General features: G+C 36.5%; 11 protein-coding genes. 6 read left to right on the top strand and 5 right to left on the bottom strand.

From position 1 onward, the window contains the following. The first annotated feature begins 1 nt into the window (after nt 1). A complete protein-coding gene (locus ABID46_RS01645) occupies nt 2-1021 on the top strand; it encodes a glutaminyl-peptide cyclotransferase (protein ID WP_354506232.1) in 1020 nt (339 codons plus the stop codon). Nucleotide 1022: 1 nt separating this feature from the next. On the opposite strand, the gene ABID46_RS01640 is transcribed toward ABID46_RS01645, so the two are convergent. The 4 genes from ABID46_RS01640 to pgi all read right to left on the bottom strand — a co-directional run bounded on the left by ABID46_RS01640 (nt 1023) and on the right by pgi (nt 5403). Further along, nucleotides 1023-1790, bottom strand: coding sequence for a hypothetical protein (locus ABID46_RS01640; protein ID WP_354506229.1), 768 nt, complete (start codon nt 1788-1790; stop codon nt 1023-1025). A gap of 99 nt (nt 1791-1889) precedes the next feature. Further along, nucleotides 1890-2834, bottom strand: coding sequence for a DUF8428 domain-containing protein (locus ABID46_RS01635; protein WP_354506226.1), 945 nt, complete (start codon nt 2832-2834; stop codon nt 1890-1892). Nucleotides 2835-2840: 6 nt separating this feature from the next. Then, nucleotides 2841-3779: a hypothetical protein gene (locus ABID46_RS01630; RefSeq protein WP_354506223.1), complete on the bottom strand. Its 939-nt coding sequence runs from the start codon at nt 3777-3779 to the stop codon at nt 2841-2843. Further along, nucleotides 3748-5403: a glucose-6-phosphate isomerase gene (gene pgi, locus ABID46_RS01625; protein WP_354506220.1), complete on the bottom strand. Its 1656-nt coding sequence runs from the start codon at nt 5401-5403 to the stop codon at nt 3748-3750. The genes ABID46_RS01630 and pgi overlap by 32 nt, the downstream gene beginning before the upstream one ends. 205 nt (nt 5404-5608) lie before the next feature. Between pgi and clpB the strand changes: the two genes are divergently transcribed. Together clpB and ABID46_RS01615 are read left to right on the top strand one after the other, a co-directional pair. Beyond that, a complete protein-coding gene (gene clpB, locus ABID46_RS01620) occupies nt 5609-8215 on the top strand; it encodes an ATP-dependent chaperone ClpB (RefSeq protein ID WP_354506217.1) in 2607 nt (868 codons plus the stop codon). 183 nt (nt 8216-8398) lie between these two features. After that, the gene (locus ABID46_RS01615; protein ID WP_354506215.1) at nt 8399-10645 is read left to right on the top strand and encodes a T9SS type A sorting domain-containing protein; all 2247 of its coding nucleotides are present in this window, start codon (nt 8399-8401) and stop codon (nt 10643-10645) included. A 91-nt stretch (nt 10646-10736) separates the two neighbouring features. Here ABID46_RS01615 and era read toward each other — a convergent pair whose 3' ends face one another. Beyond that, nucleotides 10737-11624 (bottom strand): GTPase Era, encoded by an 888-nt coding sequence (era, locus tag ABID46_RS01610; RefSeq protein WP_354506212.1) that lies wholly within the window; start codon nt 11622-11624, stop codon nt 10737-10739. A gap of 151 nt (nt 11625-11775) precedes the next feature. Here era and scpA point away from each other — a divergent pair, with 151 nt between their 5' ends. From scpA to ABID46_RS01595, 3 genes are all read left to right on the top strand, one after another. Then, the gene (gene scpA, locus ABID46_RS01605) at nt 11776-13905 is read left to right on the top strand and encodes a methylmalonyl-CoA mutase (RefSeq protein ID WP_354506209.1); all 2130 of its coding nucleotides are present in this window, start codon (nt 11776-11778) and stop codon (nt 13903-13905) included. Next, complete coding sequence (locus ABID46_RS01600; protein WP_354506207.1) at nt 13905-14423, top strand: hypothetical protein; 519 nt, start codon at nt 13905-13907, stop codon at nt 14421-14423. The genes scpA and ABID46_RS01600 overlap by 1 nt, the downstream gene beginning before the upstream one ends. An 80-nt stretch (nt 14424-14503) precedes the next feature. Next, nucleotides 14504-15745 carry a DUF445 domain-containing protein gene (locus ABID46_RS01595; RefSeq protein WP_354506204.1) on the top strand — a complete coding sequence of 414 codons (1242 nt, stop codon included), beginning with the start codon at nt 14504-14506 and terminating at the stop codon, nt 15743-15745. The last annotated feature ends 3 nt before the right edge of the window (nt 15746-15748 follow it).

Here is a 15748-nt window from a genome sequence, read left to right as displayed (position 1 = left end):
TATGAAAAAAATTGGTTGGTTCCTTTTAGGGTTACTACTTGTTGTTTCTTGCAAAAAAGACATCAGCAATTTGTCGGATTTGAAATCGAATTTTTATGCTTTTAAACAAAGCCCCATTCATTTAGGGAAAAATTTAAAGGTTGAATTTGGCGCAAATCAAGATAAAATCGACTCTGTCGTTTTAATTTTAAACGGAAAGGAATTGCCCAATGATGTGGAATTGAGTTTGGAAAATGCTCATCTGGGTATGAACAAATTTCAAATGAAAGTCTTTGTAGGTGATGATTTTATTTGGGGAGAAACGGAACTTCCTATTTTGAATCCAACTCCCGAAACTGCGATCGAATACAATGTCGTTGCAGAATATCCGCACAACACAGAGTTGTTTACCCAAGGCTTATTTTACCACAATGGATTGATGTACGAAAGTGGCGGTCAATATAAGAAATCAAAATTGGTGAATTATAAATTGGGTTCATCGACTTACAACAAAGAGTTGAAAATGAATGATGAAACGTTCGCTGAAGGAATCACTTTGTTCAACAATAAAATTTACCAAATCACCTATCGCCAAAAGGACATTTTCGTCTATGATGTAAACACATTTGAGCTTTTGGAAACTTTACGCATGCCCGAAATGGTACGTGAAGGATGGGGTTTAACTACAAACGGTAAAGAATTATTGGTTACAGATGGAACTCAAAATATTTACTTTTTTGATGAGAAGTTCAACTTACAAAGAAAAATTCAGGTAGTAGGAAATGTTTCCATTTATACGCATGTCAACGAATTGGAATACATCAATGATAAAATTTACGCCAATGTGTGGACAACAAATTATGTCTTGATTATCAATCCAGAAACAGGTGCCGTTGAACAATATTATGATTTCACACCTCTATCTGAAACCAAAGGATCTGACGATGTATTAAATGGAATTGCAGCCGTTGGTAAAAACCTTGTGGTGACCGGGAAAAATTGGACGAAATTGTACGAAATCGAGAACAAAATTGTAGAATAGTCTACATATCTTCTCTCGTTTTCTGTTCTCCATCTGCCCATTGCTCCAACATCATTCGTTCAGAGGGTGACGGGTGAACGCCTCCAGCCAAAATCTCCATGATGTTGTCCCATAGGTTTTTCGGTTTAAATTCTCTCTGAAATTCCTGAATGGCTTTGATGTATTGTTGTTGAAACTGAACAGGATCATTCCAATCCACTTCTTCCGCATTGGCTTGTGAAATAATTTCGGTGATTTTGACCAAATCTTCTTGGGAATATTTATGTTGGAAATCATAGATCAGTTTGACCGTAACATTTTCATTTTCAATCTGAGGCTCGTATTCTTCCTTCCAAACAACAAAACGTTCATTCCAAGTATTCAAATTTTCTTCTGACAATGCTTTTGATCCAATACTTTCAAATTGTAACGCAGCTTGACTTAATTGATTTCTACGGTCGACAAAATCATTGTATTCCGATTGAAAATCATGGTCTTGCTTATTTTCGTTCATGAAATCATCAGACAATGCCAAAACTTGATTCATTTGATTGGATTGCACCATAACATTGTTCAAGCTTTCCTCCCATTCCTTTTGATAATCAGAATCAGCATGACGCTTTAAAAATTCTGCTCCTTCTTCGTATTTGGATACCAAATCTTGGGTTAATTCTTTAATAGCTTCAGAATGACTAAGAAAATCTTTACGAAAATCCTTGATTCGCAACAAAGTTTTCATTTGAGAATCAAATACAGGATTGATTATGGTTTTATGATCGTTTGAGTCCATATTAAATTTGATTTGAATATAAAGTTACAGAAAAAAATTGTGCTTAGATGCTAAAAATTTGCATTCCAAGCACAACTCATTAAATCTGTCAAACGATAATTATTTCAATTCCAAGGACTTTTGCCCAATTTTCAAACCGTTTTGATATAGATTAATGTTATAAATTCCTTTCGGAAATTCATACTCTTCCCAATCAAAACTAATGTTCTGCTTAACACCTTGCTGATAATTAAACCTAACTTTATCTGAATAATCTACCATTCCTGATGACCAAGTTTCCAATTGTCCAGATGAAGAATCTTTGAATTTACCCAAAGTTCCATCTGGTTTGTAAATGGCGATATAAATTTCACTTGTTCCAGATTGAGCCCATTGGTTTGGATCAATATCAAAACTTACACGCAATTTGTCGATACGTCTTGCTTTGTCTGTTTCTACTTCTTTCCCACTATTTTTTACTTTCAATCCTTTAATTTGATAATTCGAAACTGAAAAAGTAGATCTCATTTTTGCTTCTGTATCATCTGCGCGTTGTTTCTGTTGCGTTAACTCACCCGACAATTGTGTCTGTTTGAACGTCAACGTATCATTGGCAGCCATCAAAGAATCATTCTTTTCTTGCAACACGGCAATTTCTTGTTTGAATCTTGCGATATCAGCATTCAATGCCGTAATCATACGTTTTGCTTGTTTCAACTCATCAGAGGTTACATTTTCTTTGTTCAAAATGTTTTGAATTTCTCTCTGTTTGTCAAAGATTTCTGCATCACGTTTGGTTAGCATAGAATCTTTCATTTCCAGATCAATCTTGCTTTGCTCAAATTCTGAAGTCAAATTATCCAACTCTTGTTGAAGCAAAATCTTGGCATTTTCAGTATCTTTTAAATCAATATTAAGATACTCAATTTTCTCCGCGCTTTCTTGGTGTTGGTAAAAGTTATATCCCAAACTACCCAATAAACAGGCGGCTAGAATGCCTATGATTACATATTCTTTGGTTTTGTTGGTAGAGTTTTCGGTTGTTGGGGTTTCATTTGTTTCCATAAATGATTATTGCTTAAAATAAGTTATTGTACGCTTAAGAACGTATTCTGGCGTTTGATTTTTATAAATCGTACACTCAACCCAGTTCTTCATAGAATCCAATTTGTAGTCAAACTCAAATATGTCAAGTTGATTGTTTTGATAATTTACTTGACGAATTTGTGTTGGCCAGCCCAATTCATGATAGATTTCTTCTCGAATTAACTGAGCCTTTTGATCCAATTTTTGATATCTATGTAGATTATCGTTCACATATACAAACGTTTCATTCGTTTTTTCATTGCCCAATTGGATTAGTTTTTTTTCTATATCGCCCGAAGAATTATATTCAAATACGATGTTTTTCCCCATTTGACCGTTGTTGCTATAGGTTTTCTCCGTCGAAATTCTGTTCCGAGAATTGTACTCATTTTTAATTCGAGAAAAAATTTCATCTTCCATCCAAACCACTCTTTCAGCTAATTGATTTCCACTATAAATATAATTGGTTACCCAAAATTGATCGGATGTTCTACCTGAATTGAACTCATCCATTCTGATCAATTGAGCACCTTTGTAATAATAGATTTTTTTCTGTGATATTTTTCTAGGCTCTTCACCATTTTGAATCAAAGTCGTTTCCAACTTCTCCAACATTCTATTGGCATTTACTTGTAAAATCGTTCGGTCAAACAAACCCAATTTCCCTCGATAATCCAAATAATTTTCTCGCCAAACCACATTTCTACGTCGATCAAATTTCAAGGAAATCGAATCATACATTTCACTATCCAAAAATCCGGAAACTTCTGTTGAATTTGAATTTTTCAGAGATTTTGTAACCGATTGCATGCTGGAAACATTGCCCAACAAACCAAAATCAGAGGCTTTGTTTTGTGCGAATAAAAATCCGGAGAATAGTAGTAGTAAAAAACTAATTCGATTGACGTAATTGTTTGTAAACATTGATGAAACCGTTTGTTGATGAATCATTTGAGCTGTTAGTTTCTTGGTTTTCTAATTCAGGTAAAATTTTGTTAGCCAATTCTTTCCCCAATTCAACGCCCCATTGATCGAAACTAAAGATGTTCCAAATCACTCCTTGCACAAATATTTTATGCTCATACAGCGCAATTAAACTTCCAAGTGTTTTGGGCGTCAACTTATCGTACAAAATAGAATTGCTAGGTTTATTTCCTTCAAATACTTTAAAAGGAGCCAATTTTTGGATTTCTTCTTCAGATTTTTCTTTTGACCTCAATTCGTTTTCTGCCTCTTCAAGCGTTTTTCCAAAAGCCAAGGCTTCTGTTTGAGCAAAAAAGTTGGACAATAATTTGGCGTGATGATCACCAATCGGATTCAAAGAATTAGCGGCAGCTAAAAAATCACAAGGAATTAGTTTTGTTCCTTGATGAATCAGTTGATAAAACGCATGTTGCCCATTGGTCCCTGGTTCTCCCCAAATAATTGGACCCGTTTGATAATCGATTTTTTGACCATTTCTATCCACAGATTTTCCATTGGATTCCATATCGGCTTGTTGTAGATAGGCCGGAAAGCGATGCAAATATTGTTCGTATGGCAAGATGGCATGAGATTCAGTTTCGAAAAAATTCGAATACCAAATTCCCAATAAAGCCATGATTACGGGCATATTTTCCGAAAAATCTTCGTTTCGAAAATGATTGTCCATTTGGAAAGCACCTTCCAATAATTCTTCGAAATTTTCAAATCCGATTGCTAAAACAATGCTCAAACCAATCGCACTCCATAAAGAATATCGGCCACCAACCCAATCCCAAAATTGAAACATATTGTGGGTATCGATTCCAAATTTCTGAACCTCTTCGGCATTCGTAGAAATCGCCACAAAATGTTTGGAAATAGCGTTTTCTTTTCCTTCATTTTCCAAAAACCAATTTCGAGCAGAATGCGCATTTGTCATCGTTTCTTGTGTCGTAAAAGTTTTAGAAGCGATGATAAAAAGAGTCGTTTCTGGATTTAATTTATTTAAAGTTTCCACCAAATGCGTCCCATCTATATTGGAAACAAAATGAACATTTAGTCTTGTTTTGTAGTGTTTCAAAGCTTCCGAAACCATGACTGGCCCCAAATCAGAACCTCCAATTCCAATATTGACCACATCGGTAATCTCTTTTCCCGAAAATCCTTTCCATTCACCAGAAATCACCTTTCCCGAAAAAGATTTCATTTGCTGCAAAACGCGATTTACGTCAGGCATTACATCTTTTCCATCTACATATATAGGACGATTATCTCTATTTCGTAAGGCTGCATGTAATACGGGACGGTTTTCGGTTTGATTGATCGCATCACCCGAAAATTGTCTTTCAATAGCATCTTTTAATTGGCATTCATTAGCCAACTCCTCCAATAATTTCATCGTTGTTTCATCGATTCGATTTTTGGAATAATCCAGCCAAATGTTGTGAACGTTGAGATGAAATTTCTCAAAACGATTTGGGTCTTCAAATAATGAACGCAAGGTTTTATCCTTGATTTCATGGAAATGATTTTGAAGCTTTACCCATGCTTGAGTTTGGGTTGGATTAATATTTTCTAAAGCCATTTTGGGTTGATTTAAAAACAAAAATACGAATTCCATCCAGCAGACTCAATTCGCTTGTAGATATAACTGCAATTTTATGATTTAATTATCTATATAATCTATCAATTTACCCTAACTTTCATCACTAAAAGAACTTTTTCTGCCATTTTGTCAGAATTTTTGAATTGGAATTTTATTTGTAATACCCAAGAAAACAAATTAGACTATGGATTTTAATCAATATACAATCAAATCAAGAGAAGCTATCCAAAAAGCGCAGCAAATCGCTATTAGAAACAGCAATCAAGCCATTGAACCCGGGCATATTTTGAAGGGAATGATGGAAACAGAACAAGATGTTTTGGATTTTATCATTGAAAAACAAGGTGGAAATCCAAACCAAATCACGAAAGAATTAACTGACATAATTTCACGTTTTCCAAAAGTTCAAGGAGGTGGAAATCACCTTTCCAATGATTCCAATCGAATTTTGGTTTCTGCAATGGACGAAGCGAAAAAAATGAAAGATGAATTCATCAGTTTGGAACATTTATTATTAGGTATTTTACAAAATAATTCCAATGTTTCACAAGTTTTGAAAGACCAAGGATTGACCTACAAAGATTCGGTTCAAGTGATTTCAGAATTACGAAAAGGACAAAGAGTAACTTCTGAAAATGCAGAAGAAACTTATAATTCTTTGAACAAATACGCCAAAAACCTAACGGAATTAGCTTATGAAGGAAAATTGGATCCCGTAATTGGACGTGATGATGAAATCAGACGTGTGTTGCAAATTCTATCGAGAAGAACCAAAAACAACCCGATTTTAATTGGAGAACCTGGTGTTGGGAAAACAGCCATCGCTGAAGGAATCGCCCATAGAATCATTAGCGGAGATGTTCCTGAAAATCTTTTGGACAAAAAAGTATTTTCACTCGATATGGGTGCTTTGGTTGCCGGAGCAAAATACAAAGGGGAATTTGAGGAGCGACTAAAAGCGGTGGTAAAAGAAGTCACCGAATCCAATGGAAACATCATTTTGTTCATCGATGAGATTCACACATTGGTCGGAGCTGGAGGTGGCGGTGAAGGCGCTATGGACGCAGCCAACATCTTGAAACCTGCTTTGGCAAGAGGCGAATTACGTGCAATCGGAGCGACTACTTTGAACGAATACCAAAAATATTTCGAAAAGGACAAAGCCTTGGAACGTCGTTTCCAAAAGGTAATGGTGGAAGAACCCGATGAAGAATCAGCGATTTCGATTTTGCGTGGAATTAAGGAAAAGTACGAAGTTCACCATAAAATTCGCATCAAAGACGAAGCAATCATTGCGTCGGTTCAATTGTCTACACGCTATATTTCGGATCGATTTTTACCCGATAAAGCGATTGACTTGATGGACGAAGCGGCTTCGAAATTGCGTATGGAAATGAATTCCAAACCAGAAGAAATTGATCAATTGGATCGAAAAATCATTCAGTTAGAAATTGAAATTCAAGCCATTAAAAAAGAAGGCGACGAAAAGAAATTGAATTTACTGAAAGAGGAATTGGCCAATTTACAAGAAAGTCGTACCGAATTGAATGCGAAATGGATGGAAGAGAAAGGCAAAGCCGATCAAGTTCAAGAAGCCAAAAAGAAAATTGATGAATTGAAGGTTCAAGCCGAACAAGCGGAACGTGCAGGAGATTATGAAACCGTTGCCAGAATTCGTTATGAATCCATCAAACAAGAAGAAGAAAAATTGCACCAATTGGAACAGCAAATTGCAGAAGAAGGTTCCAAAAAATTGGTGAAAGAAGCGGTTGATGCAGAAGATATAGCCGAAGTGGTTTCCAAATGGACGGGAATTCCAGTCAACAAAATGATGCAATCGGAACGTGAAAAATTATTGCATTTGGAAGATGAATTGCACCAACGTGTGATTGGACAAAACGAAGCGATTCAAGCAGTAGCCGATGCGATTCGTCGTAGCCGAGCTGGTTTGAGTGATGAAGGCAAACCAATTGGTTCCTTCTTTTTCCTAGGTCCAACCGGAGTCGGGAAAACCGAATTAGCCAAAGCTTTGGCGGAATATTTATTTGACGATGAAAATTCGATGACCCGAATCGATATGAGCGAATACCAAGAACGTCATTCGGTTAGCCGATTGGTAGGAGCGCCTCCGGGTTATGTGGGTTATGATGAAGGCGGACAATTAACCGAAGCCGTTCGCAGAAGACCTTATTCGGTAATTTTGTTGGACGAAGTTGAGAAAGCGCATCCTGACGTGTTCAATATTTTACTGCAAGTTTTGGATGATGGACGATTGACCGACAACAAAGGACGCGTGGTGAATTTCAAAAATACGATCATCATTATGACCTCGAATTTTGGTTCGCAAATCATCTTGGAAAACTTTGAAGATTTGGCCAATAAAGATGTGAATTTCGTCTATGATGAAACCAAACGTGAAGTATTCGAAGAATTGAAACGCCATTTCCGTCCCGAATTCTTGAATCGAATTGATGAAACGATTTTGTTCAAACCATTGTCAAATAGTCAAATTGGTGGAATCGTAAAAATCCAAATCGATGAATTGGCGAAAAAATTAGCCAAACGAGACATTACGTTGGATATCACAACAGAAGCTTTGGATTATATTTCCAACAAAGGATACGATCCTCAATTTGGGGCTCGTCCTTTGAAAAGAGTGGTTCAGCAAGATGTTTTGAACGAATTGTCCAAAGAGATTTTGAAAGGAAATGTTCACGACAACAGTGTTGTTTTGATTGATTATTTCCCTGAAAAAGAAGGCGACAACAAATTGGTTTTCAATGTGAAATAGATTCAAAATTTAATTTTAAAATCCAAAGTGTCACAGAAAAAGTGGCACTTTTTTTTTTTGACTAAAATATATGCCTTGTCCAAGTGTCACAGTTTGTCTACTTGATTTACAAACCAGTTCCTACCTGAATGGATAGTTTTGATTTTTAAAATTCAATTCAGCTTATAAAATCAAAATCTATTTATGAGAAACTTCAAAATTTTCCCTTTATTCTTGAGTTTAGTATGTACCAATGTACATGATTTACTGGCTCAAGAAATCATTACCGAAATTATCCACACAAATGGTTCGGTAAATGCCAAACACCATCAATCCGACAATTTACTATTGGATTACAATTTAAAATTAAGTCAAGGCGAGTTCCAGTTTTATCAAAATTCCCAAACAAATGAACATACACAATCGACAGAAGGAACCGAAGAAACTGTTTCATTGGAGGTGAATTTAATTTACCCATCTGGAGCGTATACCCCAAATTTCGTCGTAGTTTTCAAAGAAGAGGAAGAATCTCAAAGCGAAATGATAGGGAATACAAATACCGTAACATTTCAAGTTACACCAGGGATTTACGATGTTTTGGTACAATCTTTAAAAATGTCTGACAGAAAATTTGCGTTCAATTTCAAAGAATTAATCTCGGTAACCGAAGATACAGTTGTAACTATAGATTTAACAGAGGCAGACAATCTTATTACCACCAAATTTTTGGATCAGGACGGAAACGATTTAAAACCCGGAATTGTAGATTTTGACACTGGGGAAATTACAGATGGAACTGCAAATGTTTATGCCACAACCTACATTTATTATAAATCCAAAAGATGGACACCCTTTATTTTGTATTATTTATGGGAAAATAGTGACGGTGTTGAAAATGAAGTTTGGAATTATTACGTATCGGATGTGAGTGATCGCTATGCCTTAATTCATTCCAATTTAGGATTGGGATACAATGGAGAAGGATATGTTTCGAAGTACGAAACTTTGGACGATGGAGTACATTCTGCGCTAACTCTTCAGAACAATCCTGAAGAATGGGTTACCCACGAACAAGCTTTTCAACCCAGTATTTTAGGGGAAAGTCAAGAATCTTTTTATTATGGATTTTCCAATTGGGACATTTACGATGGTTATGGACTTTCAGGTTGGGTTGGGCGACTTTTTCCAGACCCTACCCATCTAAATGAAAATTTGCGTTTTCATTTGAACAATTCAGAGGATGATAATCCAACTGATATTATTTTAAATCCAGTATTGAAAGATTATTTTGGCACAGCTGATCCGTGGACGGGCGACGAAAATTTTCACATCAATGGAAATTACATTATGCTAGATGAAAATCGAAACATTATCTACGGTTCTTCTACTTTCTTATCGGGTTATTATTTTACCGGCTATTCCTACCATGTAAGTGAAGAAGGTGTAGAATTATTGCCTTTTCATCCTAAGTTTTCATTTCAACACAATCCCGAAAAACCAATCACCTTTGGCAATAACGTACCAATCAGCATCACCAGTTATGACGAATATTTTGTGAGAACGAGCTATGTTGGAAGATATGGTGAAGGCCGAGAATCTGACATCTTCAACACAGATGTTCTACTAAAAAAAGACGGAAATATTCTTTTTGAAGGAATTTATCCCGATTTTTTATGGACAGATCCTATCCAAACTGGAAACATCGAACTTAATTTTACCAATTCGAACACCCTTGTCGATCAAATTCAAGGCAAGACAGAAACAAAATTAAGTTTCAATGCTGGAAATCCTGACAATATTCCTCCTACTCTTCAAATGCTTCAATTCAGAAATGAAGCGAATGAAATTATAGATCGTTTTACAGATGGCGAAGAAGGATTCGTACGTTTAGCAGCTGGAGATTTTGAATACAATTCAGAAATAAGATCCTTGACCTATGTTCCAGGAAATCAGGTAAAGTTTTTGTACAGCTCTCATGGAGAAAATGATTGGACAGAACTTCCTTTGACTCATTATCCTGAAGAATTAGTTCCATTGGCCTATGGCGATTATTACGAAGCATCTTTGGCGAGTATAAACACTGAAAGCCCTGATGCTTGGTTTGATGTCAAAATTATTTGTACGGATGAAGCTGGAAATAAGCAAGAACAAACAATTTCTCCCGCTTTTCAATTGAATTCCACACTTGTAATTGACGAAATTATTGATTCCGGATTTAGAATTTACCCCAATCCTTTCACCGAAGAAATAAATGTTCAATTGCCCGAAACAATAAAGGGTGATTATTACTTCCGAATTCATGATTTAGCTGGGAAAATGATTCACCAAACTCAACAATCAACTGATGCAAAATCCTTTCGTTGGAATGGAAAATCCCTTCCCAAAGGAATTTACATTTTATCTATCGAAAACAATGGCAAAATCAACGCAACTAGATTGATAAAGAAATAATTTGACCAATTCAAATCGATCCCGTCAGAATAATCTGGCGGGATTTATATTTCTGCGAATTTCTAAAAACGAATTTCGAACTTCATTCATCTTAATACCCAAATCTTCGTAAATCTCCATCCTTTTTACGCCAGTCTTTTTTGACTTTTACATAGAGTTTCAAGAAGATTTTTTTGTCAAAGAATTTTTCCAAATCTTCACGCGCCTCTTTTCCAACTTTGGTTAAAGATTCGCCTTTATGGCCGATTAAAATTCCTTTCTGTGTATCGCGTTCCACGTAAATATCGGTTTCGATTTGGATCAATTCAATTCCTTCCTTGAAAATTTGGGTGACAACCTCAACCGAATAGGGAATTTCTTTCTGGTAATTCAACAAAATCTTTTCTCGAATCACTTCGTTGACAATGAATCGTTCGGATTTATCGGTCAATTGATCTTCCGGAAAATACATCGGACCTTCTGGTAAAGATTGAATGATTTTGGTCTTCAACATATCGACATTGACATTTTCCAAAGCTGAAATCGGTAAAATCTCCGCATTGGGAATCAACGAATGCCAATGATCCACCGCTTCCAGTAATTTTTCTTGCGTCATTTTGTCGATTTTGTTGATCAAAATGATAATTGGCGTCGAAGTTTTCTTCAGTTTTTCAAATAGTTCCGGATTCTTAGGTGCCTTCTCTCCTGCTTCCACAACATACAAAATCATATCGGCATCGACCAAAGCTTCCTTCACATAATCCATCATTTTAGACTGCAATTCATAGGCAGGTTCCAAAATTCCGGGCGTGTCAGAAAAAACAATCTGATAATCATCTCCCGTCAAAATTCCTTTGATGCGGTGACGAGTAGTTTGAGCTTTGTGAGTGGCAATCACCAATTTTTCGTCCATCAACAAATTCAACAAAGTTGACTTTCCGACATTTGGATTTCCAATGATGTTCACAAATCCCGATCTAAATTTCTTTTCTTCTGACATTTTGCAAAGATAAATAAATGGGGTTTATAGAATCTCAATAAGCAGTGGGTTTCTTAAAATATTGATGATTTTTCGATGGGATTTCCACGAAATAGCGCCTTGTTTGATCGGAATACCGTAATTTAGCAAATTAAACTTCATTTCAATCAAAATGAGTTCACGCAAAGATTTTTCGAATTTAAAATATACGGTCAACGAGCCATCAGTAAGCAGTAAAAGCGAATCGATTGAGTTGGACAGCCTTCAAGTGAAATCCATATATTCACAAGAAGACACCCAAAATTTAAAAAATTTGGACAACCTTCCGGGAATTGCTCCTTTTAAACGCGGACCTTATACCACGATGTATGTTCGCAAACCTTGGACCATCCGTCAATACGCTGGATTTTCCACAGCAGAAGAGTCCAATGCCTTTTACAAACGAAATTTAGCTGCAGGTCAAAAAGGACTTTCGGTTGCTTTTGATTTGGCAACGCATAGAGGATACGATTCGGACCACGAACGCGTTTTGGGTGATGTTGGAAAAGCGGGTGTAGCCATTGATTCCGTCGAGGATATGAAAATTTTGTTCAATGAAATTCCATTGGATCAAATTTCGGTTTCGATGACGATGAACGGTGCGGTTTTGCCGATTTTGGCTTTCTACATCGTTGCTGCCGAAGAGCAAGGCGTGGCTCAAAATCAATTGAGTGGAACCATTCAGAATGATATTTTGAAGGAATTTATGGTGCGAAACACCTATATCTATCCGCCAACACCATCAATGAAAATCATTGCCGATATTTTCGAATATACGTCTCAAAACATTCCTCGATTCAATTCAATTTCGATTTCCGGATACCATATGCAAGAAGCGGGTGCAACACCTGTTTTGGAAATGGCGTATACCTTGGCAGACGGATATGAATATGTAAAAACGGGATTGGCAGCGGGATTGAACATTGATGATTTCGCTCCGAGATTATCCTTTTTCTGGGCAATTGGAATGAATTATTTCCAAGAAATTGCCAAAATGCGTGCAGCTCGTGTAATTTGGGCCGAAATGATGCGTGAATTCAATCCGAAATCATCTAAATCTTTGATGTTGCGAACGCATTGTCAAACTTCGGGTTGGAGCTTAACCGAACAAGATCCGTACAACAATGTGACGAGAACCGCTATCGAAGCGATGGCAGCAGCACTTGGTGGAACCCAATCTTTGCATACCAATGCCTTGGACGAAGCAATTGCTTTGCCCACAGATTTTTCGGCGAGAATTGCTCGAAATACCCAATTGATCATTCAAGAAGAAACCCAAATCTGCCGTACTGCTGACCCAATGGGCGGAAGTTATATGGTCGAAGCTTTGACGCAAGAAATGATTACCAAAGCTTGGGAATACATTGAAGAAGTGAAAGAATTGGGTGGAATGACCAAAGCGATTGAAGCGGGAATCCCGAAGATGCGAATTGAAGAAGCGGCGGCGAAAAAACAAGCCAAAATCGATATTGGAGAAGATGCGATTATTGGAGTGAATTCGTACAAATCCAAATTGGATCAAGAAGAATTGGAAATTTTAGAAATCGATAATACGGCGGTTCGTTTAAGTCAAATCAATCGATTGAACCAAATCAAAGCTGAAAGAGATCAAGCGAAAGTTGACGAGATTTTGGCACAATTAACCGAAGCAGCTCAATCTGGAAACGGAAATCTTTTGGCGCTTTCAATCGAAGCAGCAAGAAGAAGAGCGACTTTGGGCGAAATTTCTTTCGCATTGGAATCGGTATTTGGACGACACAAAGCCCAAACCAAAAGTATTCAAGGAGTTTATGCTATGGAAGCAAACAACAATACCTCATTTGCAGAAGCAAGAAAATTAGCCGAAACATTTGCGACGAAATTTGGTCGAAGACCGAGAATTATGGTAGCCAAAATGGGCCAAGATGGTCACGATCGAGGCGCAAAAGTGGTGGCGACCAGTTATGCCGATATGGGATTTGATGTGGACATCGCGCCACTATTCCAAACGCCTGCAGAAGTTGCGAAGCAAGCCGTAGAAAATGATGTGCATATCTTAGGTATTTCTTCCTTGGCAGCGGGACACAAAACTTTGGTTCCTGAGGTTGTAGAAGAATTGAAAAAATACGGACGCGAAGATATGTTCATCGTAGTCGGAGGTGTGATACCTCGTCAAGATTATGATTTCTTGTATGCGCACGGAGCCCACGCCATTTTCGGTCCTGGAACCAACTTAGCCGACTCGGCAATTGAAGTGTTGAATGAATTAATGAAAAACGGATAATGAACAAATTTTATCGGTTTACGAAAAGGTTTCTTCAAGTTCTAAGCATTGCCATAATCGTATGGTTTTCTGTCTATTTCTTATATGGAGATCAAATTTCGTTGACCTTTACAGATCGAAAATTTGCAAGTTATTTCCCTCAAATATTAGTCTTTTTAACCGCAGCTTCCATTTATGGATTGTTCATTTTAAGCATAAAATCCAAACGCAAACAATGGGGAAACCTGCTTTTGTTTGTCGGCGGATTGGTGTTGGCGTTGATTCCATTTATCGCTTATCATGGTTATTTTCAATACCAATGTGGATTTTGGAACGAAGAATTGAAGAAAGGAAACGTTATTTACAGTTCAGAAGTAAATTCAAATGAAAAGATTCAAATTCTTGAATCTCACTGCAAAAATAAGACTGAAAGCAAAATCGATACAGTTCATATTCAAAAAGTTACCCCTTATTTCGAATTGATAAACGATGTGAAATTATATCCATCTGAGAAATCGAATTGGTTGAGAGAAAAATAAAATTAGAATTTTATAGGTTCTAATTAAGCCGAATGGATTCTAAAATTTATCCGTAATTTTATTGTTAGAAACCTAATTAGATGCCCAACCAAAAAGAAATCCAATTACGAAAACATAAATCCATTGCAACAGGATTGTTTTTCCTGATGGCGATGGTTTACGGATTGATGGTGTATTTTCAGCATCAAAATCCGCAAGCTTGGATGGGTTATGTTGAAGCTTTCGCAGAAGCAGGAATGGTAGGCGCACTGGCCGATTGGTTTGCGGTGACAGCCTTGTTTCGTCATCCTTTGGGAATTCCTATTCCGCATACCAATTTGATTGAACGTAAGAAAAACGATTTGGGTGAAAATTTAGGAAAATTTGTCAAGGATAACTTTTTGAATCCTTCCAATATTCGACCGTATATCGAACAATTAGATGTTGTAAAATGGGTTTCTAACTGGTTAGAAAAGGTTGACAATCAAAAAATTTTAGAAGAGGAAATTGGAAATTTCATTCAAAAAATCGTCAAAGATTTGAATGATGAAGAAGTAGAAAAATTCTTAGTTTCCAAAAGTGAAGAAATCTTAAAATCCATTGATTACCAACAACTCACATCTTCTGGAATTCATTATTTGATTGAAAAAGAAGAACACATCAAATTATTGGAAAACTTAATACCTCAACTAAAAGAATATGTGAACGAAAGCCAACAAATGATCCGTGAGCGTATTTCGGAACAACGTCCGTTTATCTCATTTCTAGCAGGAAAACGTATTTCCAAAGAATTGACCGATGGTTTGATGATGTTTTTGGAAGAAATTGAAGTTGACAAAGAGCATTTTGTCCGTAAAAAACTGACAGAAAATTTGGAGAAATTTGCTCAAGATTTATTGATTGAAGAGAATTGGAATGAGAAATTTGACCAATTGAAAAACGAATTGATTTCAACCGAAAACCTTCGACATTATACCGATGAAGCTTGGCAATCCATCAAAACAATGTTAGTCGAAAATTTGAATGACCCTGATTCTACTTTGCACGAATATTTGCGTAAAAACAATCAAAAATTGTCCGAAAACCTACAAAACGATGAAGAATTAGGTCTAAAAATCAACAAATGGATTCGTTTGTTTTTGTATCGAATGATTCTTCGAAATCGAAATGAAGTAGAAACTCTAATTAGTTCTACTGTTTCGAGTTGGGAAGGGAAAGAATTAAGCGACAAGTTGGAATTGGAAGTTGGGAAAGATTTACAATTTATACGGATAAATGGAACATTGGTCGGCGGTTTGGTTGGTTTGATTATTTATACAGTTACACAAATCTTTACTTCTTAAACG

It is taken from the genome of Moheibacter stercoris (assembly GCF_040545805.1).
GTDB classification, from domain to species: Bacteria; Bacteroidota; Bacteroidia; order Flavobacteriales; family Weeksellaceae; genus Moheibacter; species Moheibacter stercoris.
The sequence above is the reverse complement of the archived record's forward strand: the minus strand, read 5'-3'. Positions and strand labels throughout refer to the sequence as shown.